The organism is Blastomonas ursincola (assembly GCF_013607875.1).
Taxonomy (GTDB): domain Bacteria; phylum Pseudomonadota; class Alphaproteobacteria; order Sphingomonadales; family Sphingomonadaceae; genus Blastomonas; species Blastomonas ursincola.
The window spans coordinates 1,121,356-1,146,679 of record NZ_VDES01000002.1 but is presented as its reverse complement, the minus strand read 5'-3'; the positions used below and the strand labels follow the sequence as shown (position 1 = coordinate 1,146,679).

At 64.9% G+C, this 25,324-nt stretch carries 27 protein-coding genes; 11 read left to right on the top strand and 16 right to left on the bottom strand.

Going from position 1 to position 25,324, the window contains the following annotated elements; translation table 11 throughout:
• Positions 1-17 precede the first annotated feature (17 nt).
• The 3 genes from glyS to FG486_RS11630 all read right to left on the bottom strand — a co-directional run bounded on the left by glyS (position 18) and on the right by FG486_RS11630 (position 5,644).
• Positions 18-2,288: a glycine--tRNA ligase subunit beta gene (gene glyS / locus FG486_RS11640; RefSeq protein WP_181267596.1), complete on the bottom strand. Its 2,271-nt coding sequence runs from the start codon at positions 2,286-2,288 to the stop codon at positions 18-20.
• 151 nt (positions 2,289-2,439) lie between these two features.
• Complete coding sequence (locus FG486_RS11635) at positions 2,440-3,279, bottom strand: glycine--tRNA ligase subunit alpha (protein WP_181267981.1); 840 nt, start codon at positions 3,277-3,279, stop codon at positions 2,440-2,442.
• A gap of 256 nt (positions 3,280-3,535) precedes the next feature.
• Positions 3,536-5,644, bottom strand: a complete 2,109-nt coding sequence (locus FG486_RS11630) for a molybdopterin oxidoreductase family protein (RefSeq protein ID WP_181267595.1) — start codon at positions 5,642-5,644, stop codon at positions 3,536-3,538.
• A 210-nt stretch (positions 5,645-5,854) separates the two neighbouring features.
• Between FG486_RS11630 and FG486_RS11625 the strand changes: the two genes are divergently transcribed.
• From FG486_RS11625 to FG486_RS11615, 3 genes are read left to right on the top strand one after another with little or no spacing between them, the layout of a single operon-like run.
• On the top strand, positions 5,855-6,058 hold the full coding sequence (locus tag FG486_RS11625; RefSeq protein WP_066281161.1) for a helix-turn-helix transcriptional regulator: 204 nt from the start codon (positions 5,855-5,857) through the stop codon (positions 6,056-6,058).
• Entirely contained in the window at positions 6,051-6,470 is a 420-nt protein-coding gene (locus FG486_RS11620; RefSeq protein ID WP_181267594.1) for a hypothetical protein, read from the top strand. The genes FG486_RS11625 and FG486_RS11620 overlap by 8 nt, the downstream gene beginning before the upstream one ends.
• A 42-nt stretch (positions 6,471-6,512) precedes the next feature.
• Complete coding sequence (locus FG486_RS11615) at positions 6,513-7,478, top strand: TraB/GumN family protein (RefSeq protein ID WP_181267593.1); 966 nt, start codon at positions 6,513-6,515, stop codon at positions 7,476-7,478.
• A gap of 61 nt (positions 7,479-7,539) precedes the next feature.
• On the opposite strand, the gene FG486_RS11610 is transcribed toward FG486_RS11615, so the two are convergent.
• Positions 7,540-8,664: an epoxide hydrolase family protein gene (locus FG486_RS11610; protein WP_181267592.1), complete on the bottom strand. Its 1,125-nt coding sequence runs from the start codon at positions 8,662-8,664 to the stop codon at positions 7,540-7,542.
• Positions 8,665-8,719: 55 nt separating this feature from the next.
• Positions 8,720-9,664 (bottom strand): phenylalanine 4-monooxygenase, encoded by a 945-nt coding sequence (gene phhA, locus FG486_RS11605; RefSeq protein WP_181267591.1) that lies wholly within the window; start codon positions 9,662-9,664, stop codon positions 8,720-8,722.
• 134 nt (positions 9,665-9,798) lie between these two features.
• On the opposite strand from phhA, the gene FG486_RS11600 reads away from it, so the two are divergent.
• Together FG486_RS11600 and FG486_RS11595 are read left to right on the top strand one after the other, a co-directional pair.
• Entirely contained in the window at positions 9,799-10,260 is a 462-nt protein-coding gene (locus FG486_RS11600) for an Lrp/AsnC family transcriptional regulator (RefSeq protein WP_181267590.1), read from the top strand.
• Positions 10,261-10,351: 91 nt separating this feature from the next.
• Positions 10,352-10,801 (top strand): hypothetical protein, encoded by a 450-nt coding sequence (locus FG486_RS11595; protein WP_181267589.1) that lies wholly within the window; start codon positions 10,352-10,354, stop codon positions 10,799-10,801.
• A 538-nt stretch (positions 10,802-11,339) separates the two neighbouring features.
• Here the strand turns inward: FG486_RS11595 and rimO are convergent.
• The 5 genes from rimO to FG486_RS11570 form a co-directional block, all read right to left on the bottom strand.
• Positions 11,340-12,731, bottom strand: coding sequence for a 30S ribosomal protein S12 methylthiotransferase RimO (rimO, locus tag FG486_RS11590; protein ID WP_181267980.1), 1,392 nt, complete (start codon positions 12,729-12,731; stop codon positions 11,340-11,342).
• A gap of 229 nt (positions 12,732-12,960) precedes the next feature.
• Positions 12,961-13,635, bottom strand: a complete 675-nt coding sequence (locus FG486_RS11585; RefSeq protein WP_181267588.1) for an aquaporin — start codon at positions 13,633-13,635, stop codon at positions 12,961-12,963.
• Positions 13,604-14,116, bottom strand: coding sequence for an arsenate reductase ArsC (locus FG486_RS11580; RefSeq protein WP_181267587.1), 513 nt, complete (start codon positions 14,114-14,116; stop codon positions 13,604-13,606). The genes FG486_RS11585 and FG486_RS11580 overlap by 32 nt, the downstream gene beginning before the upstream one ends.
• Positions 14,117-14,130: 14 nt before the next feature.
• Positions 14,131-14,574, bottom strand: coding sequence for an ArsI/CadI family heavy metal resistance metalloenzyme (locus tag FG486_RS11575; RefSeq protein WP_066281125.1), 444 nt, complete (start codon positions 14,572-14,574; stop codon positions 14,131-14,133).
• A 25-nt stretch (positions 14,575-14,599) separates the two neighbouring features.
• Complete coding sequence (locus FG486_RS11570; RefSeq protein WP_181267586.1) at positions 14,600-14,944, bottom strand: ArsR/SmtB family transcription factor; 345 nt, start codon at positions 14,942-14,944, stop codon at positions 14,600-14,602.
• A 95-nt stretch (positions 14,945-15,039) separates the two neighbouring features.
• On the opposite strand from FG486_RS11570, the gene FG486_RS11565 reads away from it, so the two are divergent.
• On the top strand, positions 15,040-15,786 hold the full coding sequence (locus tag FG486_RS11565) for a CHAP domain-containing protein (RefSeq protein ID WP_181267585.1): 747 nt from the start codon (positions 15,040-15,042) through the stop codon (positions 15,784-15,786).
• 9 nt (positions 15,787-15,795) lie between these two features.
• On the opposite strand, the gene FG486_RS11560 is transcribed toward FG486_RS11565, so the two are convergent.
• Complete coding sequence (locus tag FG486_RS11560; protein ID WP_060977765.1) at positions 15,796-16,113, bottom strand: DUF3297 family protein; 318 nt, start codon at positions 16,111-16,113, stop codon at positions 15,796-15,798.
• 45 nt (positions 16,114-16,158) lie between these two features.
• Positions 16,159-16,995 (bottom strand): S1 family peptidase, encoded by an 837-nt coding sequence (locus FG486_RS11555; protein ID WP_066281116.1) that lies wholly within the window; start codon positions 16,993-16,995, stop codon positions 16,159-16,161.
• Positions 16,996-17,311: 316 nt separating this feature from the next.
• Here FG486_RS11555 and FG486_RS11550 point away from each other — a divergent pair, with 316 nt between their 5' ends.
• Positions 17,312-18,157, top strand: coding sequence for an outer membrane protein (locus tag FG486_RS11550; protein ID WP_181267584.1), 846 nt, complete (start codon positions 17,312-17,314; stop codon positions 18,155-18,157).
• A 54-nt stretch (positions 18,158-18,211) separates the two neighbouring features.
• Here FG486_RS11550 and FG486_RS11545 read toward each other — a convergent pair whose 3' ends face one another.
• Positions 18,212-18,634, bottom strand: coding sequence for a DUF350 domain-containing protein (locus FG486_RS11545; protein WP_066281111.1), 423 nt, complete (start codon positions 18,632-18,634; stop codon positions 18,212-18,214).
• A gap of 79 nt (positions 18,635-18,713) precedes the next feature.
• Between FG486_RS11545 and FG486_RS11540 the strand changes: the two genes are divergently transcribed.
• Positions 18,714-19,580: an ATP-grasp domain-containing protein gene (locus tag FG486_RS11540; RefSeq protein ID WP_181267583.1), complete on the top strand. Its 867-nt coding sequence runs from the start codon at positions 18,714-18,716 to the stop codon at positions 19,578-19,580.
• A 25-nt stretch (positions 19,581-19,605) separates the two neighbouring features.
• A complete protein-coding gene (locus FG486_RS11535) occupies positions 19,606-20,475 on the top strand; it encodes a tetratricopeptide repeat protein (protein ID WP_181267582.1) in 870 nt (289 codons plus the stop codon).
• A 36-nt stretch (positions 20,476-20,511) separates the two neighbouring features.
• Here the strand turns inward: FG486_RS11535 and FG486_RS11530 are convergent, their stop codons facing one another.
• Positions 20,512-21,261, bottom strand: a complete 750-nt coding sequence (locus tag FG486_RS11530; protein ID WP_241695701.1) for an SIMPL domain-containing protein — start codon at positions 21,259-21,261, stop codon at positions 20,512-20,514.
• Positions 21,262-21,393: 132 nt separating this feature from the next.
• On the opposite strand from FG486_RS11530, the gene FG486_RS11525 reads away from it, so the two are divergent.
• Positions 21,394-21,813: a VOC family protein gene (locus tag FG486_RS11525; RefSeq protein ID WP_023838048.1), complete on the top strand. Its 420-nt coding sequence runs from the start codon at positions 21,394-21,396 to the stop codon at positions 21,811-21,813.
• 70 nt (positions 21,814-21,883) lie between these two features.
• A complete protein-coding gene (locus tag FG486_RS11520; protein ID WP_181267581.1) occupies positions 21,884-22,333 on the top strand; it encodes a hypothetical protein in 450 nt (149 codons plus the stop codon).
• A gap of 33 nt (positions 22,334-22,366) precedes the next feature.
• Here the strand turns inward: FG486_RS11520 and FG486_RS11515 are convergent, their stop codons facing one another.
• Positions 22,367-23,374: a histone deacetylase family protein gene (locus FG486_RS11515; RefSeq protein ID WP_181267580.1), complete on the bottom strand. Its 1,008-nt coding sequence runs from the start codon at positions 23,372-23,374 to the stop codon at positions 22,367-22,369.
• Positions 23,371-25,302, bottom strand: a complete 1,932-nt coding sequence (locus FG486_RS11510; RefSeq protein ID WP_181267579.1) for a S9 family peptidase — start codon at positions 25,300-25,302, stop codon at positions 23,371-23,373. The genes FG486_RS11515 and FG486_RS11510 overlap by 4 nt, the downstream gene beginning before the upstream one ends.
• Positions 25,303-25,324: the final 22 nt, after the last annotated feature.

The following is a 25,324-nucleotide window of genomic DNA, read 5'->3' as shown; positions in this document are numbered from 1 at the left end:
TGGGTTATCGGTCGAAGTTAACCCTCGATCTTCGAAAAATCGGCGACGCGGTGGACCGCAGCGCGGAACCGCGCGAGCAGGTTCAGCCGCGCCTCGCGCTTGGCCGCGTCCGCATCGTTGACGGTGACGCTCTCGAAAAACGCATCGATCGGCGCGCGCAAGGCCGCGAGCGCAGCCATCGCGCCTTCGAAATCCTCGGCGGCGATCGCAGCATCGGCAGCGGGTTCGGCGGCATCCAGCGCGGCGATCAACGCGGCCTCGGCAGGTTCCAGTTCGTAAGCCCTCTCCCCTTCAGGGGGGAGGGTTGGGAGGGGGGACTGCGCAAAGGTTGGCGACTTCCCCTCTCCTTCCGCCGCTTCGCGGCTCCCTCCTCTCCCCTCAAGGGGAGAGGGCATTTCCTTCTTCAGAATATTCGCCGCGCGCTTGTACCCGGCGAGCAGATTGCCCCCCTCGCCCGTCTCGACAAAGCCCTGCAAGGCCTTCACGCGGGCGAGCAGCCGGACCAGATCGTCCTCACCCCCGAGCGCGAACACCGCGTCGATCAGATCGTGCCGAACCCCTGCCTCGCGCTGCTGGACCTTGAGGCGGTCGGCGAAGAAATCACTCACCGACATCAAAGTTGCCCACATAATTACTGCAGCTAGACCATCGATCGGACCACTCGGATTACCCTCAAAGGTAGCTCGAATGCTCGACCGCCACTCATCAAAATTGATGTCAGGGAGAAGCAAGCCACGCTGTGTTTCAGCCAATGCATCAAGGAGTGGCAACCTGAGTTGATTGCGTGAAACCAAGCTGATTACAGCTAGGCCTGATCGTCTCAAGGCAAACGGGTCTCGCGATCCTGATGGGATCATCTCGTGAGAGAAAAATGAGAACAAAGTATCCAACTTGTCCGCCAGGCTCACCGCCACGGTCACCGGATCGGTCGGCACGTCATCGCCCTGGCCGACCGGCTTGTAATGGTCCCGGATGGCGGCGGCGACCTGGGGATCGAGGCCTTCCTTCGCCGCGTAATAACCGCCCATAAGGCCCTGAAGTTCGGGGAATTCGCCGACCATCTCGGTGACGAGATCGGCCTTGCAAAGGTGGGCGGCCTTTTCGGCGAGGGTGGCGAGATGCTCCCGATCCTCCCCGAGCGAGCTCGGGGAGGATTTGATGATCCCCTCTTCGCACAGCCAGCGGGCGAGCTTGGCGACGCGTTCGACCTTGTCGGCGACGGTGCCCAGCTTTTCGTGGAAGACGATATTCTTCAGCTTCTCGGCATGCTGTTCGAGCGTCTTCTTCTGGTCGAGCTCCCAGAAGAAGCGCGCGTCGGAGAGCCGCGCCGCCAGCACCTTCTCGTTGCCCGCGACGATCGCCCGGCCGCCGTCATGCGCGGCGATGTTGGCGGTGCAGACGAATGCCGGGGCGAGCGCGCCGCTCGCATCCTGCACAACGAAATATTTCTGGTTCACGCGGGCAGTTAGCTGGATGACCTCAGGCGGGACCTCAAGAAATGCCGGGTCGAAACGGCCGAGCAGCGGCACCGGCCATTCGGTCAGCCCGGCATTCTCGACGACCAGCCCCTCGTCCTCGACGAGGACAAAACCGGCGTCCGCCGCCGCCTTCACCGCGCCGTCGCGGATGATGCTCGCGCGTTCCTCATGGTCGACGATCACATGCGCGGCGCGCAGTGCATCGGCATAATCCTCGACACCCGAAACCGTGACCGCGCCCTTGTGGTGGAAGCGGTGGCCGACGGTGGTGTTGCCCGCGACCAGCCCGTCGACCTCGCACGGCACGACATAGCCGCCCAAGAGCGCGATGATGCCCTGCAGCGGACGCACCCAGCGCAGCGATTCCGTCGTCTGGCTCGCCGCACCCCAGCGCATCGACTTGGGCCAGGGAAAGGCGCGGACGATCGCGGGGATCGCGTCGGACAGCACATCGGCGGTGGCGCGGCCCGGCTTGGCGATGACCGCGAACAGCGTCGCACGCCCCTTGACGTCGCGGGTCTCGAGCGCGTCGCGGGTCAGCCCCGCCTTGCGCAGAAAGCCCTCGACTGCGGCATCGGGTGCATCGGCGGGCGGGCCTTTCAGCTCCTCGGACACCGCCTCGGTCGTCTCGGGCAACCCACGCGCGATCAGCACGAGACGGCGCGGGGTCGAGAAGGTCTGGAGGCTTTCCGCCTTCAGCCCGGCAGCAGCGAGCTGGTCGGCAAACAGCTTTTCGAGGTCGGTACGGGCCTTGGCCTGCATCCGCGCGGGGATTTCCTCGGAGAGGAGTTCGAGCAGGAAATCGGTCATGCCGCGCGCTCCCCGCCCATTTCGCATACCCCGTCATGCTGAACTTGTTTCAGCATCCATCGACCGTTACGAAGCCGATAGGGCGAAGGTGCTTGGTGCCCGATGGACCCTGAAACAAGTTCAGGGTGACGGTGGTTGGAGGTTCGCATCATCACGCCGCCCACCCGTTCTTCTCCATCCACGCCTGGCAGCTGCCTTTCGCCAGATCGCGCACGCGGCCCATATAGGCCTGGCGTTCGGCGACCGAGATCACGCCGCGCGCCTGGAGCAGGTTGAACACGTGGCTCGCCTGGATCGCCTGCTCGTACGCGGGAATCGGCAGCTTGGCGTCGAGGCAGTTCTCGCACTCGGCCACCGCCTTCCTGAACGCATCGAACAGGCTGTCGGTGTTCGCATGCTCGAAATTCCACGCGCTCATCTGGCGTTCGTTTTCGAGGAACACGTCGCCATAAGTCACGCCGCGACCATTGAAATCGAGGTCGTACACGCTGTCCTTGCCCTGGATGTACATGGCGAGACGTTCGAGCCCATAGGTCAGCTCGCCCGCCACCGGCTTGCAGTCGAACCCGCCCATCTGCTGGAAATAGGTGAACTGCGTCACCTCCATGCCGTCGCACCAGACCTCCCAGCCCAGGCCCCAGGCGCCCAGAGTCGGGCTTTCCCAGTCGTCCTCGACGAAGCGGATGTCGTGCAGCAGCGGGTCGACGCCGATCGCGGTGAGGCTGTCGAGATAGAGCTGCTGGATGTTGCCCGGCGAGGGCTTCAGGATCACCTGATACTGATAGTAATGCTGCAGCCGGTTGGGATTTTCGCCATAACGCCCGTCGGTGGGGCGGCGGCAGGGCTGGACAAACGCGGCGTTCCACGGATCGGGGCCAAGCGCGCGCAGGGTCGTGGCGGTGTGGAACGTGCCCGCACCCATCGGCATGTCATAAGGCTGCAGGATCAGGCAGCCGTGCTGGCTCCAGAAATTGTGCAGGGTCAGGATCATGTCCTGAAAGGAAAGGCTGTGCTCGCTCAAACGTCCGGCCTTTGCAGTTGCAAAAAGATGCGCCGCGCTTTGGCGGATGGGAGGGCGCGGGTCAAGGGAGAGGTGATTCAGGGTTGGTGTCAGGGGGTTTAGTTGAGCTTTGCCAACGATCACCCGTCATTCCCGCGAACGCGGGAATCCCGCTTCTGCGACCAAGCCGAAATGAAGCGGGACCCCCGTTTTCGCGGGGGTGACGGCTTTCGCTAGATACCGAAAGCTACTCCGCCGCCACCGCCTGTTCGACCTTTTCCAGCGTCACCGGCGTTCCGTTGAGCACGGCATTGCCCGAAATCGGGTCCATCGCCGCCGGATCGGTGAGGTCGTTGAGCGAGACGCCGGGACGCTTGGCCGCGACCGAGAGCCGCGTCCCCGGCTTGTCCTGGCCGAAGCCGTGCGGGATCGAGATCACGCCCGGCATCACATCCTCGCTCACTTCGGCCGCGAGTTGCACCGATCCCACGCGGCTGGTGACGCGCACCTGGTCGCCGGTGGCGATGCCGTGCGCCGCCGCGTCGTCGGGATGGATCATCGCGGTGCAGCGGTCGGGCCCCTTGGCGAGGCGCGGGCTGTTGTGCAGCCAGCTGTTGTTGTTGCGCACATGCCGCCGCCCGATCAGCAGCAACTGGCCTTCGGGCACCTGTGCCAGATCGGCGCGCCATTGCTTCAGCGCCTCGAGGCACAGCGGCGGCGCGCAGGCGATGCGCTTGTCGGGCGTCTGCAACCGCTCGGGCAAGCGCTGCACATGCGGTCCGAAATCGACGCCATTGGGGTTCGCCTCAAGCTCCTCCAGCGTCACCGGATAGTCCGAGCGCGCGAGCATCGAGGAGAGCACCGCGCGTGGCGGGACGATATTGGGCACCGCCTCGCCCTTGGCCGCCAGGATCGCGCGCGCCAGCTCTGCCACGATCTCCCAATCGGCCTTCGCCCCCTCCTCCATCGGCAGCGTGGGCGCCGAATAATCGGCATAGTTGCGGATCGCGATCGGGCCGAGCAGCAGCGGATAATGGTCCTTTTCCAGCGGCCCGCACGGCGGCAAGATGTAGTGCGCGTGCGCGCTGGTCGCGGTGACGTACATGTCGATCGACACCATCAGGTCGAGCTGCGGCAGCGCCTCGCCCCACGCGCCGGGAGCGGACAATGCAGGGTTGCCCGAGATCACGACCAGCGCCTTGACCTGCCCCTCGCCCGGCGTGGCGATCTCCTCGGGCAGCAGCGCGCAGGGGAATTCGCTGATCACCTCGGGCCGGTTGCCGATGCGTGAGCGGAAGCGGTCATAGGTGCCCGGCCCCGCCCCCGCGACCAGATCGACCACCGGCGAGGAGAACATCACCCCGCCCTCGCGGTCGAGATTGCCAGTGGCGATGTTGAGAAGCTGGATCAGCCAGAGGTTGAGCGTGCCTGCTTCGGTGACGGAAACGCCCATGCGGCCGTAGACGATCGCCGGATCGCCGCTGCCGAGCTTCGCGGCGAGATCGCGGATGACGGCTTCGTCGATCCCGCAATGCGCGGCGAGCGGTGCAACCTCGAAGCCGCGAATCGCCTGCCACGCGGCATCCCAGCCGTCGTCGAGCATCGGTGCGAGTCTGCCCGGCGCGACCAGCCCGGCCTCGTCGAGCGCCTTCAGCAGCGCGAGCAGCAGCGCGGTATCGGTGCCGGGGCGGATGAAATGGTGCGCGCTCGCGATCTTCGCGGTCTCGGTGCGGCGCGGATCAATGACGACCACCTGCCCGCCGCGCGCCTGCACCGCCTTCAGCCGCTTCTTCACATCGGGCACGGTCCAGACGCTGCCGTTGCTGGCGAGCGGATTGCCGCCAATGATGAGCATGAAGTGCGTGCGTTCGACATCGGGAATCGGGAACAGCGCATTGTGCCCGTACATCCACATCTGGACGAGCTGATGCGGGATCTGGTCGAGCGTCGAGGCGGAATAGAGCGTGCGCACCCCCAACGCCTTGCGCAGCACCCCGGTCTGCGTGCCGGTGGCATAATTGTGCGCATTGGGATTGCCCATATAGAGCGCGGGCTGGCCGCCGCTGGCGATGATCCCCGCCATCCGCGCGCCGATCTCGGCAAAGGCGGTTTCCCAGTCGATCTCCTGCCAGCCATCGGCGGTGCGCTTGATCGGGCGGCGAAGCCGGTCGGGATCGTCCTGAAGGTCGGCGAGCGCGGTCGCCTTGGGGCAGATATGGCCGCGGGAGAGCACATGATCGGGATTGCCTCTGATCGACACGGTCTTGCGCCCCTGCACCTCGACCAGAACGCCGCAATTGGCCTCGCACAGATGGCAGGTGCGCGCGTGGATGCTGGTCGCCGATTCGCTCGCCATGATGGTCTCTCCCTTGTCGCTTTTGGGCCAAGGCTATCAGCCGCCCGCCCCCCTGACCAGCCACTGGGAAACCGGCGTTTCCGTAGCGTATGTCAGGTGAGGATTGCAGATGGTAAGGGTCGCTTGACATAGTCAGCGAATCACGACATATAGTCAGGGTCACATGACAAAAGGTCAGTGTCCTTCGACACCTGGCAGAGAGTGTTTGGAATGAAAAACCGGCTGAAAGTGCTGCGTGCAGAGCGCGACTGGAGCCAGGCAGAACTGGGCGCGCGGCTCGATGTCTCGCGCCAGGCGGTCAATGCGATCGAGACGGGCAAGTACGACCCGTCGCTGCCGCTGGCTTTCCGGATCGCGCGGCTGTTCGGCATGACGATCGAGGAGATTTTCGATGATGGAGGCGACCATGGTTGATCAGGATTGGCAGATGCGCGCCCGGCAGCGGCAACGGCGCATCAACACCGTCGTCGGCGCGCTGTTCGCCGTCGGGCTGGTCTCGGGCTTTCTTGTCGGCTTTTTCGAGGATGACGAGGCCGGGCTGCTCGCAGCCAACAGCATTCCGCCCTGGCTGGCCGTCACCAGCGCGATCGTGTTCGTCGTCGCGATCGGCTTCGGCTCGTGGAAGCTGATGAAGGTATCCGACGAGCACGAACGTGTCATTCACACCAAGACCACGGTCGTTGCGGGCAATGTGATGCTGATCGGCTTTCCCACCTGGTTCATCCTGTGGAAGGGCGGCCTCGTCCCGGAGCCCGATGCGCTATGGCTGTTCATGGCCAGCATCATCGGCAGCGTGATTGCCTTTGCCTGGTACAAGTTCCGTTAAACCCCCTGCCCCTAACCCCTATCGACCCGAGAGGATGACCCCATGACCAAGTTGTTCAAGACGCTGAAATCGGGCGCGGCCACGCTGGCCGTCGCCGCGATCGCCACCATCGGCTTTGCCAGCGAGCCGCTGCTCGCCCAGCAGCCGACCTCGGTTGCCGAAGCACTCGGCCCCGCCCCTGCCCCGGCCATGAAGGACGTCAACCCCGCAATGTGGGTGGTGCGTGACCAGGACACGACCATCTATCTGTTCGGCACCGTCCATGTGCTGCGCCCCGGGCTCAACTGGCTGAAGGGCGACATCAAGACCGCGTTCGACGCTTCGGACGAGCTGATCCTGGAGGTGCAGGAACCGTCGGATCCCACCGCCATGCAGGCCACCGTCAACAAGCTGGCGACCAATCCGCAGGGCATCACGCTGCGCAGCCTGCTGACCCCGCCGGTGCTGACCAAGTACGAAAAGACGCTGGGCACGCTCAACATCCCGCCGGTGGCGCTCGACCAGTATGAGCCCTGGTTCGCCAGCGTCACGCTGACCACGCTGCCGCTGATGATGCAGGGCTATGACCTCAACAGCGGCGCGGAAAAGGTGCTGACCAGCGCCGCCAAGGCGCAGAACAAGCCGCTCGGCCAGCTCGAAACGGTCGAGCAGCAGCTCGGCATTTTCGACAGCCTGAGCACCGAGGAGCAGGTCGCGTTCCTTGACGTGACGCTTGACGGCGTGCCCGAAGTGACGACCCAGATCGATGCCCTGGTCGATGCCTGGGGCAAGGGCGATCAGGCTGCGCTCGACAAGCTGATGAACGAGGGCATGGAAAGCTATCCCGGCCTTTACGATGCGCTGCTGACGAACCGCAACGCGAACTGGGTCAGGTGGATCAAGGCGCGGATGGACAAGCCCGGCACCGTGTTCATGGCGGTCGGCGCAGCGCATCTGGTCGGCAAGGACAGCGTGCAGGCGCAGCTGGCCAAGGAAGGTATCAAGAGCGTTCAGGTCACCAGCAACTGATCTCCCCAGGTCGTGACCTGGCAGGCCCCGTCAGCGCGCTCGCGCTGGCGGGGTTTGCCGCTCAGAGACTGGCGCCCCGGAAACAGGCGCGAACTTCCTCGACAAAGATATCGGGCACTTCCAGCGCGGCGAAATGCCCGCCCTTGTCGACCTCGTTCCAGTAGATCAGGTTGCTGAAGCGCTTCTCCGCCCAGCGGCGCGAGGTCTGGAACAATTCCTTGGGGAAGATCGTCCCGCCGGTGGGCAGGCTGATCGGATCGAAGCCCATCGCATTGAAGCTGTGCCAGTAGAGCCGCGCCGACGAGGCCGCCGAGTTGGTCAGCCAGTAGAGCGTGATCGTATCGAGCAGCGCATCGCGGCTGAAGCCCGAGAACTGGTCGTCGCAATCTGACCAGTTGCGGAATTTCTCGAGGATCCACGCCATCTGCCCCACGGCGGAATCGGCGAGCGCATAGCCGATGGTCTGCGGCCGCGTCTTCTGGATCGACGAATAGCCGCTCTCTTTCTCCTGATAATATTGCATCCGCGCCGCCGCGCGCTTTTCCAAGTCGCTGAGGTCGCCCATCGTCGCAGGATCGGGCAGCGCCAGCACCATGTTCGAATGCACCGCCGCGCACGCACCCAGATTCTGCCGCGCGATCTCCAGCGTCACGCCGGATCCCCAGTCGCCGCCCTGCGCGAAATAGCGGTCATAACCCAAAGCCAGCATCAGGTCGTTCCACGCCGTCGCGATCTTCGTGATCGACCAGCCGGTCTCGCTCGGCTTGCCCGAAAAGCCGAAGCCGGGAAGCGAGGGGATGACCAGATGGAACGCATCCGCCGGGTCCGCCGGATTGGTCAGCGGCTCGATGACCCCCATGAACTCGAGCACCGATCCGGGCCAGCCATGCGTCATGATGAGCGGGCGCGCGCCCTCGTGCTTTGAGCGGATATGAAGGAAGTGGATGTCCACCCCATCGAGCTCGATCAGGAAATTGGGATAAGCGTTGAGCGCCGCCTCGCACGCGCGCCAGTCATATTGCTTGGCCCAATAGGTCGCGAAATCCTGCACTACGGCGAGCGGAATGCCCTGGTCCCAGTCGTCGACCTGCTCCTTGTCGGGCCAGCGGGCAGCGCGGATGCGGGCGTGGAGGTCGTCGATCGCGGCTTGCGGCACGTCGATGGTGAAGGGGCGTATCTCGGTCATGCCGCGAGGCTAGACCCGGCACCGGGCGTCTTGCAACTGACAATCGTGTCAGCGATCAGACCGGTCGGGCGCCCGATCCCTTGCCGCCGCGATTGGCATATTCCTGGGTGCCGAGGTGATAAACCTTGTCGCCGCCCAGCACGGCCTGGTTGGAATAGGTGAAGCCCGGCGTCAGACCGCGATACAGGTCGTCGAAATTGCGCTCGACCGTCTTGCGATAGAGCTCCTCGAAGCTGTCGATCACGAAATAGGTCGGCTGCATGTCCGAGATGACATAATCAGTTCGCATCACCCGGTCGACTTCGAGGTGAATCCGGTTGGGCGACTGCGCCTCGACCGAAAACACCGCTTCGAGCGGGCCTGACAGGATTCCCGCGCCGTAGGCCTTGATGCCGTCGGCCTCGCGGATCAGTCCGAATTCGACGGTGTACCAGTAGAGCGCCGACAGCGCCTTCAGCCGGTTATACGCCAGTGCCTTCCATCCGGCCCGGCCATATTCCTGCATGTAGTCGGCATAGACCGGGTCGGTCAGCATCGGCACATGGCCGAACACGTCGTGGAACACGTCGGGCTCGGAGATATAGTGGAATTCCTCGCGCGAGCGGATGAAATTGCCCGCCGGAAAGCGCCGGTTGGCGAGGTGATAAAAGAAGACGTGATCGGGGATCAGCATCGGCACCGGCACCACCGTCCAGCCGGTGATCGCCCGCAATTCCTCGCTCAAGCTGCCGAAATCGGGCACGCCGCCGCGTCCCAGATCGAGCCGGTCCAGCCCAGCCATGAAGCTGCTCGCCGCGCGGCCGGGCAGCACCTGCATCTGCTGCGCGAACAGATCGTCCCAGATGGCATGCTCTTCGCTCGTGTAGGCGCGCTGCTGCGGCTCCAGCCAGTCCTCGCCGAGATGCGCCGGGCGCACCAAGGGCGCGACAAAGGTGTCGGCGGGCACATCGGGAATGACCGAATAGTCCACCGCGCCGGGCGTGATGAGCAGGCTTTCCATGGCTTTCCCCCTGTTGAAGCTGAAGCGGGATGTATAGCACTGCGAAAGCGGAAAATCCTGCCTCATTCTTGCCCATGACGGACGATCGGAAGAAGGTTCTTCCATTTCGAGGCCAGAACTGGCAAATCCTTGCCATGATCGATCTGGACGCAGAAGACATCCGCATCCTGCGCGCGCTGCAGGACAACGGCCGCATGACCAATGCCGAGCTCGCCGAAACCGTCGGCATGTCCGCCTCGCCCTGCTGGCGGCGGGTGCGGCGGCTGGAGGCGGACGGCGTGATCCGCGGCTATGCGGCACGGCTGAGCAGGCGCGCGCTGGGCCTCGGCGTGCTCGCCTATGTCAGCGTCGAGATCGCCGACCATGGCGAGGCCGTGACGCGGGACTTCGAGGCAGCGGTGGCCGATCTCGACGAGGTCATCGCCTGCCACCAGGTCACCGGTGGCGCGGACTATATCCTCACCGTGGTGAGCCGCGACCTCGACAGCTATGCGGACTTCGCGAACAAGCGGTTGCGACCGATCGCAGGGACCAAGGCGATCAGCACCAGCTTCGTGCTGCGGGAAGCGAAGGCGCAGGGCGGGCTGCCAGTTTAGGGGATAAGTCCGGTTTTGGGGGCTGGTTATCAGGGCCTTGGCGGCGAGTTATGGGTGGAGTGCTGCCGCTGGCCAGTTTATCTCCGATCGCATGACCAACCGCGCCAACCTCACTGCTTTCGAAGTTGAAACGATGGGTGAAAGCACCGGTCACTGTGATTGTTGTGGAAAGGCAAGCCGCCGCGTCTGGGGGATGGTTCATCACCAAAACGGCCCCAGCGTAGCTGCATACTGGATCCACTGGACAGCCGGGCACCTCAGCGAACCGGGAGCCAGCCTCGACCTTGTCATCGGCAAATGGGGCGAGGGCACCGACGCAGACGACCGGTTTGGCGTTGCATTGGTGCATCGCCAACTGGATGACGGTACGCCGTCCCTCGTGGTTGTTGATCCGGATGAACGGTTCAGTGGCGTAGACTTGGCTGCCACAGCCTTGAAGCGAGACGATGTGATAAACACGCCATTAGCCGATCAGGTGTTTTCAGTCGTGGACGCAATTTACCTGCAGGACGGTCGCTTTTTTGAACTGGCTCATGTCTGAAGTGGGGTCGTTTGCAGCACGGCAGCTTCTTTTAGAGAGCCTCCAGAGCTGCCACTCACGTCGCTTAGCCTGAGCGTAGTCGAAGGCCCCACGCTAGCCACATCGTTACCCTGAACTCGTTTCAGGGTCCATTTCTCCCCACGCGGCTTCGGCTGTTGGGGCACGATGGATGCTGAAACAAGTTCAGCATGACGGGTTGTGGTCGGTCTTGCCCAATCTCCTGTTATCGCGCCGTTTTCCGGCGAAAGCCGGAATCCAGGGTTGTGCAAGCGACTCGATGCGCTTGACGGAGCCTTGAGACGACAGGCGACCTCTTCGCGGCTTCGCGGCTTCGCGGCTTCGCGTGAAACTGATCCTGAAACGGGTTCACGCGAAGGCGCGAAGCCGCGAAGAGGTTTTCGAATGGGGCCAGTTCGCGCTGCTGGACTCCCGGGCTCTGGCTTTCGCCGGAGAGCGGGCCTGGGATTGCCGTCTGCGCGGGGGCCTCGACAGGCTCAGCCTGAGCGGATGTGTGAAGCGACAGTGCGCCTCCTCACTCTTACCTCGCGATCACCCCGTACAGATCATGCTCGTCGGCATCCTCGACCAGCACATCGACGAACGATCCCGGCTCCAGCCCCTCAGGCACGTCGCGCAGATACACATGGCCGTCGATCTCGGGCGCATCGGCCTGCGAGCGGCCGGTGGCGCCGATCGAGCCGTCTTCCTCGTCGGGTTCGCCGACCTCGTCGATGATGACCGGCAGCGTGCGGCCGACCTTGGCGGCAAGCTTGGCGGCGCTGATCGCGGCGGTCTTCTCCATCAGCCGCTGGTAGCGCTCTTCCTTGACCTCTTCCGGCACCGGATCGGATAGCAGGTTCGCCGCCGCGCCCTCGACCGGTTCGAAGCGGAAGCCGCCGACGCGGTCGAGTTGCGCCTCGTCCAGCCAGTCGAGCAGATACTGGAAGTCCGCCTCGGTCTCGCCGGGAAAACCGACCACGAAGGACGAGCGGATGGTGATGTCGGGCGCGATCTGACGCCAGGCCTTGATCCGGTCGAGCACCTTCGCCTCGTTCGCCGGGCGCTTCATGCGCTTGAGCACGCTGGGCGCGGCGTGCTGGAACGGAATGTCGAGATAGGGGGTGAGCAGCCCTTCGGCCATCAGCGGGATGACCTGGTCGACATGCGGGTACGGGTAGACATAGTGCAGCCGTACCCAGGGGGCCTTGCCCTCTGCGGTGCGCAGGCCGCCCAGTTCGCGCGCCAGATCGGTCATGTGCGCGCGGACTTGTCGGCCCTTCCACTCGCGCGGTTCGTGCCGGGTGTCGACGCCATAAGCCGAAGTGTCCTGGCTGATGACCAGCAACTCGCGCGTGCCCGCCGCGACCAGCTTTTCCGCCTCGCGCAGCACCGCATCGATCCGGCGGCTGGCAAGATCGCCGCGCAAGGAAGGGATGATGCAGAACGAGCAGCGATGGTTGCAGCCTTCGGAAATCTTCAAATAGCTGTAATGGCGCGGGGTCAGCTTGATCCCGCCTTCGGGCACCAGATCGATGAACGCGCCGCGCGCGGGCGGGGCGGCATCGTGCACCGCCTGCACCACGTCCTCATACTGATGCGCGCCGGTGACGGCGAGCACGTCGGGGAAGCGCGCGCGGATCGCCTCCGCCTCGTTGCCCATGCAGCCGGTGACGATCACGCGGCCATTCTCGGCCATCGCCTCGCCGATCGCCTCCAGGCTTTCTTCCTTAGCGCTGTCGAGAAACCCGCAGGTGTTGACCAGCACCACGTCCGCACCGGCATAGTCGCCCGACATCTGATAGCCCTCGGCGCGCAGCTTGGTGAGGATGCGTTCGGAATCGACCAGGGCTTTCGGGCAGCCGAGCGAAACCATGCCGACTTTCGGCGGGGCGGGAATAGTGGTGGGGCTGGACATGATGGCCGGGCGCATAGGCGTTTTGCGCGGCTTTGTCATCGGGGAAGTCTTGCGGCCGGATTAGAGGCTTCGGGACAATCGGCAATAAGAGTGCGCAACGTCCTTCGACTTCCCGGCAAGCCGGGAAGTTTATCCTGAGCCGCTGGCTTGCCAGCCAACCGAAGGGCTCGGGACAAACGGAGGGGAGGCTTAATCCCGCTGCCAACCTTTCCGCGTTCCCGAGCGAAGTCGAGGGACGTATGCGCTACGATGCCTCGGAAGGTTCCTCCGCAAACAGCACCCGCCCCACGCCATAGGCCGCGAGCGCGCCTGCGAGCTGCGACACGATGAACAGCGGCACATCGTGCGGGGCGATTCCCGCAAAGCTGTTCGACAAGGACCGCGCCACCGCGATGGCCGGGTTGGCAAAGCTGGTCGAACTGGTGAACCAGTATCCCGCCACGATGTAGAGCGCGACCGCCGCGGGCACATTGTCCGGGCGGTGTCGCACCGCGCCCAAGATGGTCAGCAACAGGCCGAAGGTGGCGACGAACTCGCCCGTCCAGTTGCCGATCCCGGCGCGCGCCTTGGTCGAATATTGCAGGATCGGCAGGTCGAACATCAGGTGCGTCAGCCAGATGCCGATGATGCCACCTGCCAACTGGACGACGACGAAGGCCAGAGCCTCGCGCGTCGCGATCTCTCCGCGCAGCCGCATCACCAGCGTCACCGCCGGGTTGAAATGCGCGCCCGAAATCGGGCCGAATATCGTGATCAGCACATAGAGGATCGCACCGGTTGCCAGGGTGTTGCCCAGCAGCGCGATGGCGACATTGCCACCCGCCAGCGCCTCGGCCATGATGCCCGAACCGACGACACAGGCGAACAGCAGCCCCGATCCCAGCCCTTCAGCAATCAGCCGCCGCGTGCCCTGCCCCATCTGTCGCCCCCTCGAATCGGCCGATCGCCGCCAGCCGACGCTGGAGCACCTGCGGATCATCCGCAAGGTCGAGCTCGAGCAGCGCCGCGATCCGCGCCTGCATCTGGTCGTACGCGATTTCGAAAGCGGCACGCTGGCCCTCGCCTTCGACCGCTGCCGGATCGGCAATGCCCCAGTGCGCCTTGATCGCGCGGCCGGGGAAGATCGGGCAGAGCTCGCCCGCGGCATTGTCGCAGACGGTGATGACGATATCGATCGGCGGCGCGCCGGGCGCGGCAAATTCGTCCCAGCTCTTCGAGCGGAAGTCGCCCGTGATGCCGCGCTCGGCCAGAAGTTGCAGCGCCATCGGGTGCGGCGCGCCCTTGGGGAAGCTGCCCGCCGAATGGGCCTGGAGGCGCCCGCCACCCATATGGTTGGCGAGCGCTTCGGCCAGGATCGAGCGCGCCGAGTTGCCGGTGCACAGGAACAGGATGCTGGTCACGGCGCGCGATCCGTTCACATTGTCGGGCAGCAGGTGGTTTCGGGCGCGCTCAACGCCCCCTTGGCGAGCGGGCCGGGGTCGCCATAGACCGTCGCCTCGCCATCGGTGTAAAAGGCTTCCCACACGATGCCATTGGGATCCTTGACCCAGCTCTTTTCCGATCGGGCATAGCAGCAGGTGGTCTTGCCCTCTTCCAGCACCGGCTGGTCGGCCTTGGCAAGACCGGCATAGACTTGCGCCAGTTCATCGGTGTTTTCGGCCTGGATACCGAGATGTTCGATGCCCTCGCTGGCACCGCAACCGGCGACCGAGATGGCGAAATTGACGCGCGGATCGTCGAGTTGCCACTTGGCGTAATCGGGCTTCACCACCGTCGGCTCTGCGCCGAACATCGCGGAATAGAAGGCGATCGAGCCATCAAGATCGCGGGTCTTGGCGTGGACATGCATGCGCTTCATCGGACTTCTCCTTGGATGGGCGGGTTCAGCAGCCGGCGCCCCGGCAGCAATTTTCGGTGAGGAAGCCGACCAGCGCGGCCATCGCGGCGAAGTCGGCGGAATAGATCAGCGACCGGCTCTCGCGGCGCTGCACGATCAGCCCCGCCTGCATCATCTGGTTGAGGTGGAAGGACAGCGACGAGCGCGGGATGCTCAGCCGGTCGGCCAGATCGCCCGCGCTCACGCCATCGGGGCCAGCCTCCACCAGCAGGCGAAAGGCAGCGAGCCGATGCTCCTGCGCAAGCGCGGCGAGCGCGGCGATGACCTCCGCGCTGCCGAGAACGCGGCCTTCGGCAGGCGACGCGGCAACTGGCGAACATGGGGCAATCATCGATTCCATATTTCCAATATTATGGAAATGACAGTTTGAGTCAACCCGCCGCACGGTAAACTTTTCGTCAACCAATTTGCCGCAATTTTGCCGCGATGGCTCCCCGCTTTGCCCCCTTGCCCGTTCTGGCGATGGCCGCCGCGTTGCTGTTCGCCGCGCCCCCGGCCGCGGCGCAGGAACCGCTGCTGCAATGCGTGCCCTATGCCCGGCAGGTGAGCGGCATCCAGATCTTTGGCGATGCGCACAGCTGGTGGCAGCAGGCGGAGGGCAAATACCAGCGCGGCCAGCGCCCGGCGGTCGGTGCGGTGATGGCGTTCAAGCCCTATCGCTCGATGCAGCTTGGCCATGTCGCAACGGTCGCCAAGGTGATCGACAAGCGCCGCGTCCTGCTCGACCACGCCAACTGGTCGCCGATCGACGGCCGCAAGGGACAGATCGAACGCAATGTGCTGGCCGAGGATGTCTCGGTTGCCAATGACTGGAGCGAGGTGCGCGTCTGGTATGCGCCGATCGGCGCGCTGGGCACGACGCGCTACCCGGTACACGGCTTCATCTACCCGCAAGGCCGCGCGCCGAGCCAGCTGCAGGTCCCGCCGGTGCAGATCGCTTCAGCCGATCGCAGCGATGGACGCCTGAGCCGCGAGGAACGCCAGGCACAGCGTCAGGCCGAGAAGGAGGCGAAGCGCCGCCTCAAGCAGATCGAGAAGCAGCGCCGCGAATATGCGAAATATCTGAAACGCCAAGAAAAGGTGCGCAAGGCGACGGCCCAGGCCTCGCCGGCCCCGGTGCCCCGCCTGCAGGTCGATCCGATCGGTGACCTGATCGCCTCAACCGGCAGCTGAGCCGGGCGTTCAGGCCTTCGCGACCGGCGCGTCCTCGCCGAGATCCTTGTACCAGGCCTCGACCGGGCCGCTCAGCTTCAGCGTCAGCGGCTGGCCCTTGCGGTCCATGGTCTTGCCCGCCTGCACCCGGATCCAGCCCTCGGAAATGCAATATTCCTCGACATTGTTCTTCTCGACACCCTTGAACCGGATGCCGATGCCGCGGCCGAGCAGATCGGCGTCGAAATGAGGGCTGCGTGGATTGATCGCGAGCCGGTCCGGCGGCACGTCCGCGGCGCCGGTCGAAGCGGCGGGGGTCTGTTCGGGGGTTTCCGGGGTCTCGGTCATCATGGGGTCCGTTCTGGCAAAATCGTGCCGCGCCTTTAGACAGCCCTAGCGGACATCGCAATAGACCTGCCGGATGATCCCCCGGTCGAGCAACAGCTGAAACAGCCGCGCGGCACGATCCGGGCTGGACAGATCGGTAACCTCGCCGGACTCATCCACGGCCGCGCTGGCCACGACCAGCCGCAACACCGCCAGCGGGTCGGTTGTCAGCACCCGGCCCCGGCGCGGGGTGGACGCGGCGTTCACGCCGACCACCCTGCCCTGCTCGTCAAAGGTCGGCCCGCCGCTGATGCCGCCGAGCGGCCCATCGAAACTGGGGACGCGTTCGGCTTCGGCCCAGGCCAGGATCGGTTCGCTCTGCCCGCCCGGTCCACCACGCGAAGCATATGCAGCGCCCAGAAAGCGCGAGACCACCACCGCCGGATTGCCCGCTGGGAAACCCATATGATAGCCGAAGGCGCCCTCCTCCGGCAGCTCCTCGGTCAGCGCGAGCGCGAATTCGGGAAGCGGCCCCTGGCGGATGACCGACGCATCGGCCTCGCTGCTCTCGAGGACGTCGCTGATCGCATCGATACCGTCCTCCGCGACCAGCCCGATCCGGTCGCAGCCATGCGTGACATGCTGCGCGGTCAGCCAAGTGCCGTCGCGATCGACAGCGAAAGCCGTGCCTTGGCTGTCCTGCTGCGGGCCGGGATCGGCGATGACGAAGCTCTCCCCGATATCGGGCATCGGGCGGCGCGGGCTGCGCGGGTCGAACTGTTCGACGCTGAGCGGCGCATCGCCCCATTCCTCTTCGCTGCCGCCAAACCAGACGATCAGCAGCACCGCCCCCAGGACCCAGGGCAGGCAGCCGCGGCGGTTGGAAGTCCGCGCCTTGCTCATCCGCGCCGAGCGCTTTCGGAACCTTCCATCGCCTTGTGCATAATTGCGACGCTACCGGCGCTGGCGACAGAATCAAGCGGATAGGCATAGTTTCACGATACAAGTGTTGCTTGTCGCTGCGGCAATGCAACTGACCGCCAGTTTCTGAATATCGTGCTTACTTTCAATTAATGCTGCGTTCATGCTATCGATTCAGCATGATGCATGTGTGACAAAATCGCAACGCAAGCTCATCAATGTTCGTGATGTTGGAACCGAGCTGTGGGTCTGTAGGTTTGGCAACCGTCTGAATACCAAAAAGCAAGGACGCGAAACCATGAAGACCCCCATCAAATTTTCCGCCGCTTCGGCCATTGCTGTCGCCATGCTGGCGACGCCCGCATTCGCCCAGACGGTGAAGGACGATACCGATTTCGACGGCGTCTATGTCGGCGGCCATTTCGGCTATTCGGCTCAGTCGAGCCCGCGCGGTGAAGGCGTTGTCTTCGACACCAATGTCGATGGCGACTTCAACGACAGCGTGCTGAATACCGCAGGCCTCAATGCTTTCAGCCCGGGCTTCTGCCGTGGTTCGGCCAGGGGCAACAATGCTGATGCCGGCTGCCGTCAGGACCAGAACGGCATCGAATACGGTGTCCGCATCGGCGCCGACAAGCGCTATGGCAATTTCGTCATCGGTGCACTGGTCGAGGGCAGCAAGTCGGAAGCCAAGGATTTCGTCACCGCGTTCAGCACGACCCCGGCCAACTATACGTTCACGCGTGAACTCGATTACGCCATCTCGGCCCGAGCCCGCGCTGGCTATACCCCGGGCGGCGGCATCCTGTTCTACGGCACCGGCGGCGTCAGCTATGGTCGCATCGAGAACGGCTTCCGCACCTCGAACGCTGCCAACTCGTTCACGCCGCGCAACACCAAGGATTGGTCGTGGGGCTGGCAGGCCGGTGGCGGTGTTGAAGCCAAGATCGCTCCCAACATGAGCATCGGGCTCGAATATCTCTACAACACCTATACCAATGACGATTTCGCCGTGAACGTCGGTCCGGGCACTGCCCCTGCGACCAACCCGTTCCTGCTGCGTGCCGGCCAGACCGACATGCGCCGCAGCGATCCGAATTTCGAGTTCCACTCGATCCGCGTGACCACCGCGTTCCGCTTCTGATCGATGGCTGATCGTTGAAAATGGCGGGGCTGCGCAAGCGGCTCCGCCATTTTTCTATCCGGCGACGGCAGCCGCATTGAGCGCGGCCAAGGCGACCTTGGTCATGGCCAGGAAGATCGCAGCAGCCAGCTGATCCTCCTCGATCCGCTTCGACAGATTGCCGATCAGCAGATCGACCGCGCGAAACGCGATCAATTGCAGGATGAGCGTCACGCTGCCCCAGATCAGCACGTCCCAGACATTGACCGAAGCGGCGAGACAGAAGGCGAGCGGCAGCGCCAGCCCGAGTGCCGCACCGCCCAGTGAAACCGCCGCCGAGACATTGCCCGCGCGGATCAGCGCGAATTCCTTGTGCGGGGTAATCCACATATAGAGCGCCAGAGCCAGCGCCCACGCGACCGTCGCCGTGCCCAGATGCAGCATGAAGATAGGCAGCCCGGCAAACAGGCTCTGGATTACGGGCGCGGGATCGGTCATGGCCGCAACTGTTGACCCGAAAGGGCGGAACGATCAAGCCTGATCCGAACCCCGCCCCCTTCCCAGCCAGGCCAGTTCCATGCGCATCTGCATTCTCATCCCCGACGCCGCCGACCTCACCCGCTATGACGACTGGCAGGACCAGGCGGTCGTGATCGAGCCGCTGTTCGCCATGCATGGCCTGACGGTCGAATGGCGCGCCTGGACCGACAGCGCACCGTTCGAGGCCGATCTGGTGCTGCCGCTGATGGCCTGGGGCTATCATCGCGCGCTGCCGCGTTGGCACGCGCAGCTCGATCGCTGGCAGGGCGCACGCTTCCTCAACCCGCTCGAAATACTGCGCTGGAATACCGATAAACGCTATCTGCTCGAACTCGCACAGCGCGGCGTCGCCATCGTGCCGACGCGGTTTCACGAACGGCTGGACGCAGCCGCAGTGGACGAAGCACGCACCGCCTTCGGCACCGCCGATCTGGTGGTGAAGCCCCCGGTGTCGGCGGGATCGGACCATACCTGGCTGCTGCGCGATGGCGCCCCCTGCCCGCCCGAAGCGCTGGGCCGCGCGATGCTTGTCCAGCCGATGATGCCGATGATCGCCAGCGAGGGCGAATATTCGCTGTTCTGGCTGGCGGGCGAACTCGCGCATGCCATCCTCAAACGCCCGAAGAGCGGGGATTTTCGCGTGCAGGGCCAGTTCGGCGGCCAGTCGCAGGCGGTGGTGCCACCAGCGGCTGCGCGCGATCTCGCTCTTGCGACGCTCGGGGCGATCGATGCCGACCTGCTCTATGCCCGGATCGACATGGTCGGCGATGGCCGGGGAGGCTATGCGCTGATGGAAATCGAGCTGATCGAACCCTGGCTGTCGCTCGATCGCACCGCCGATGGCGGCAAGGCCTTTGCGGCAGCGATTGCAGCGGCGGCACGCCAGCCAGCCAGCGCCGGTTAAGGTCGAGCGCGTCACAGGAGCCGCCATGACGATATTCCCTGCTGTCTTGCTGCTCGCGGCCACCCAGGTCGGCCCCGCCGACGCCAATGCCTTGCCGCCCCTGCCTGCACCGGCACCCGCCGAGGCCGAGGTGCCGAAGCCCGGCCCCCGCGCGTCCGGCTTCACGGCGCCGCTGGCCGACGAGGCGCGCTTCGATGCCTGCATGGACACGGCAACCGACGATCCCAAGACAGGAATCGTCGCGGCCAATGAGTGGCTCATCGCGGGCGGCGGCTATTTCGCGCGGCATTGCCTGGGCTTTGCCTATTCCAAGGAAGGCCGCTGGGCCGCCGCAGCCGATGCGTTTGTCGACGCCGCGCGCGATGCCGAGCTTGCCCGCGACAAGCGCGCCGCGAATCTGTGGACCCAGGCGGGCAATGCGATGCTGGCGACCGGAGATGCCGACAAGGCGCTGACCTATTTCGACGCGGCGCTGGCGCAGGGCGTAGCGCAGGGGCTGCTGCTCGGCGAACTGCATCTCGACCGCGCCCGTGCGCTGGTGGTGGCAGGGCAGACCGATGCAGCGGAAATTGCGCTGGCCGAGGCGCACAAGCTTGCGCCCGAGGACCCGCTCGCCTGGCTGCTCTCGGCGACGCTGGCGCGCCGGCTGGGCAAGCTGGAGCGGGCGCAGGCCGATATTGACATTGCCGCGCGCCTCGCCCCGCGCGATCCCGAAGTCGCGCTGGAAGCCGGCAATATCGCGGCCAGCGCTGGCAAATACGACGTCGCCCGGCGCAACTGGACCCAGGCGATCGAGATCCGCCCCGAGGGGCCGATAGCGCGCACCGCGCGCGGCCATCTGAGCGACCTCGACCGGGCAGAGGCAGAGACGGCAGAGACCACCGCGAAGCCCTAGGCCTCTCCCCTCCCCAGGGGGAGGGGAAAGCAATGATCAATCCAGGTAGAAATCCACCGTCGTCACCACGCGTACCTTTTTGTACGGCGTGTCGCTGACGCCCCAGCCGCCACCGCTCTCGCCATCGCGCGATTCGACCGAGAAATAGCCCTGGGTCGCGCTCTTGATCCCGCCGACATCGGTGCCGCTGTCCTTGGCGAACTGCTCGGCCGAGGCACGCGCATCCTTGGTCGCTTCGGCCACCATCTTGGGTTTGATGTCGTTGAGCTTGGTAAAGCTGTACGCCATGCCCGATCCTTCGTCGAGCACGACGCCCCGCCGGATCAAGTCGAACTGGCGCTTCACCGCCGCCTGCGCCTTCTTGATGTCGTTGGTGCGCAGCGACATACGCTGGCGGATGGTATAGGTGGTCGATCCGTAATTGTTGTTGAACTGCGAGACGTTCGCGCCCGTGGGCTGCAGCGCGTCGCCATCGAAGCCGAGCTCGGTGAAGAAACCGCGCAGCGCCTTGGTATCGGCATCGATATCGGCCTGCGCGCTTGCGAGGTCGTCGGCCTGGGCCGAATAGGCGATGGTCCAGGTGGCAAGATCCGCCGTCACGTCCTTTTCGGCAAGGCCGCGCACGGTGACCGAACGGTCCGCCTGCTTGGCGCGCAACAGGCCATCGCCGAGCAGATAGCCGCCCGCGACCATGCCGATCGCCAGTATCCCGGCACCGGCGAGAAACACATTGTCGCGCACCCAGCCGCGCTTGCCCGATCCGTCCGATCCCCCACCATCAACCATGTCCGAAAGTCCTTCCAATGCGATGCGTGCCGCCTATATCTGCGGGGCACATCCACCCCCGACGACACGATGGATCGATTAGCCGAGCTGCGATGAACCGTGTCTTAACTGCGATGAATTGAGGCCAGTATAATGACCAAATATCTCCACACGATGATCCGCGTCACCGATCCCGATGCGACGATCAAGTTTTTCGAGCTGATCGGCCTCAAGGAAGTCCGCCGCTTCTCCAGCGAGCAGGGCCGCTTCACGCTGATCTTCCTCGCCGCGCCCGGTCAGGAGGGCGTGGCCGAGGTCGAGCTGACGCACAACTGGGACCCGGAGGAATATACCGGCGGACGCAATTTCGGGCACCTCGCCTATCGGGTGGAGAATGTCTACGAGACCTGCCAGCGGCTGATGGATGCGGGCGTGACGATCAACCGCCCTCCGCGCGACGGGCATATGGCTTTCGTGCGCAGCCCCGACGGCATCTCGGTCGAGCTGCTGCAGGAAGGCCATCTGGAACCTGCCGAGCCCTGGGTCTCGATGCCCAATACCGGCAGCTGGTAAGCCGCTGGCGACGCGCGGCGGGCTGGGGTATATTAAGGCTCTTCGGGGGCCCAGAACAAGGATGACGACCATGCGCAACATGCCCATCATGCTCAGCCTCGCCGCGCTCGCCTGTGCCACCCCGCTGATCGCCTCGGACAGCCGCGATGCAGAAATCCGCGCGCGCACCGCCGATGCCATCGCCAATCTCGACGAACGCGGTCAGAAGCTCGCGAAAATCTATCTCAAGGACCGGGTGGCGGGCGATCCGGTCGACTGCATCCCGCGCACCCGCCTGCGCCGCTCGACCGCGGCCAGCGACGACGTGCTGCTCTATGACGATGGCTCGGTGGTGTACGTCAATACGCCGTATCTCGGCTGCCCCCGCGCCCGCGACAACACGATGATCTCGCAGACCCCGGTCGGCCGCCTGTGCTCGGGCGACATCGTGCTGGTCCAGGACCTGCGCATCAACGTGCCCCTGGGCAGCTGCGCGCTGAGCGAGTTCGTGCCCTATCGCAAGGTGAAGAAGGGGGGCTAGGGGCAGCCCTTTCCGCCCCGCGCCTACACCCGCCTACCCAAACCCCGCCAGAAACGCTGCGACATTTGCGCCCAGCGCGTCGACCGCGTAGCCGCCTTCCATGACGATCACTGTCGGCAGATCGAGTGCGGCGATCGAGCGGGCGATGGGGGTATAATCGGCCGTCTGTAGCGCGAATTGCGAGATCGGGTCGCCGGCAAAGGTATCCGCGCCGAACGAGACGCACAGCATGTCCGCACCGAAAGCGCGGATCGCGGCCAGCCCCGTCTCCAGCGCCGCCATATAGCTGGCCAGGTCCGTGCCGCGCGGCAGCGGCAGGTTGAGCGTCGCGCCCTCGCCTGCCCCCTCGCCACGCTCGTCAGAATGGCCCCAGAAGAACGGATAGTCGGTCGCAGGATAGGCATGGATCGAGACGAACAGAACGTCGCCGCGATCGTAGAAAATATCCTGCGTGCCATTGCCATGGTGGTAATCGACATCGAGGATCGCAATGCGCTTCCGGCCCGCCGCGATGGCCGCTTCGGCCGCCACCGCGACATTGTTGATGAAGCAATAGCCGCCCAGATAATCCGCGCCGCAATGGTGTCCCGGCGGGCGGCACAGCGCGAAGGCTGAGCGATCGCCGCCGAGCACCGCCTCGGTCGCCGCGAGCGCCGATTGCGCCGCCCAATAGGCGCTGGACCAGGTTCCGGCAGCAATCGGGCTGGAAGCATCGAAGCTGAACTGGCCCAGATCCGCGTCGATCCGGTTCAGCTTGAGCGGCCGCCTGCCGACCACCGGCCAGGCATAGCCATGCGCATCGCCAGTGCGCCCTGCCTCGACCCAGCGCTTGTGCGCCGATTCCAGGAATTCGAGATAATTGTCGCGATGCACCCGGCGGATCGGTTCGAGCCCGTAATCGCGCGGCGTTTCGATATCGCTCAGCGCTTCGAGCACATTCTCCATGCGTCCGCGATGCTCGGCATAGGGCACATAAGCCCCGTTGTGCAGCTCCATCGCGGGCGCATGATCGTGCTGGCGCGGATCGAAGAACGTCCTCATTGTGCGAAGAGCTTCTTCAGGAACACCGTCTCGACCTCGCGGCGCAGATCGTTGTTCGCCTTCTTGAGGAAGCCATGGCCTTCATCGGCATAGAGCACGTACCAGGTCTCGACCCCGTTCGCGCGCAGCGCGGCGACCACCTGATCGGATTCGGATTGCGGCACGCGCGGGTCGTTCGCGCCCTGCATCACCAGCATCGGCTTGGTGATCTTGCCCACATTCTTGAGCGGCGCGATCCGTTCGAACACCGCGCGCATCTTGGGGTCGCGCTCGTCGCCATATTCGGCGCGGCGGTTGTCGCGGCGATAGGCTTCGGTATTGGCCATGAAGCTGATGAAATCGCTGATGCCATAGCGCTCGACCCCGCCGACCAGCTTGTCCGAATAGAAGGTCATGCTGGCGAGCGACATGTAGCCGCCATAGGACTGGCCATAAACCGCGATCCGCTTCGCATCCATGCCCGGCTGCTTGCCCGCCCAGTCGATCAGCGCGCCGATATCCTTGACGCTATCCTCGCGCAGCGGGCCGTTGTCGAGATTGAGATATTTGGTGCCATAGCCGTCCGATCCGCGCACGTTGGGCAGGATGACCACCGCGCCAAGCACATCGGCAAAATATTGCGCGCCTGGGTTCCAGCTCGGGCGCGTTTGTGCCTCGGGTCCGCCATGGATGTCGATGATCACCGGCAGCTTGGCATCGGGCGCGGCATTCTTCGGCCGATAGACAAAGGCAGGGACGGTGAGCCCGTCAAAGCTGGTGAAGCGCACGAGCTGCGGCTCGACGAGCTTGGCGGGATCGAGCTCGCCCGGCTCGGACTGGGTCCAGCGGGTGATCGCCTGGTTGCCCAGTTCCACGGTCCAGACATCTCCCGCAGTGGTCGCATTGGTCAGCCCCACCGCCAGCTTGCCACCGTCGGGCGAGAAGGACAGGGCCGTCACAACCCCGCGCGGAAGCGAGGGCGACATGCCCGCGCCACCCGCCAGCGGCATCACGATCACGCGCGAATAGCCGTCCTCGTTGAGCGTATAGGCGATCGTGCGGCCATCGGGCGACAGGTCATAGGCCTCGACATCCCAGCCCGGCTCGCGCGACAGCGCGGTCATCTTGCCAGTGGCGGCATCGATCCGCACCAGCCGCCGCGTGTCGGTGCCGGCGTTGGTGATCGCGACGATCGCCTTGCCGTCCTCGATGAAGCGCGGGTCCTCGAACCGCGCCTTGGCCTTGACCGACCAGTCGAGCGGGGTGACCTTGCCGCTCTCCATGTCGAGCAGCATCAGATGGTTCTCGCGGTTCGATATCCCCTTGGCGAGCAGCACCGTCGTCTTGTCCGCGCTGATGTCCTGCGGGCCGACCGCGCCGTTGCCCTGCCAGACCAGGCGGCGGCTCTTCGGGTCGGCAGGATCGGCGGCCATGATTGCATAATCGGCCGAACCCTTGGTGGCGCGCGACCAGACCAGCAGGCTGCCATCCTTGGCGAATACCGGCGACTGGTTGCGCGTCACCGGCTCGGTCAGCGGCTGGCCTACGCCGTCGAGATCGCGGACGAACAGCTGGAACCATTCATCGCCGCCGGTATCGCGGGTGAGCACGAAGCGCTTCTTGCCGGGCACGGTCTTCGCCCCGCTGACCGGCTCGCCATAATAGGTCAGCTGCCGCCGTGCCGCGCCGGGAGCGGGCACATGATGGACCTGAAATGTCGATCCGAAGCGCGTGGTGATCAGCATCGATCCATCGGGCAGCCAGTCCTGAAACCGCGCCTCGCGATAATTCTGGTAGCGCTGCACCGCATCGCGGATGTCCTGCGGAATCTCGGGCACATTCTCCAGCCGCGCCGTGCCGACCTGGCGCGTCTGGACGGGGGCCTGCTGCGCGGCGGCAGGAACGGCGATGAGCGCGGCAACAGCCAGCAGCGACGAACGGAACAGCATGCGATACTCCCCTGGATGGACC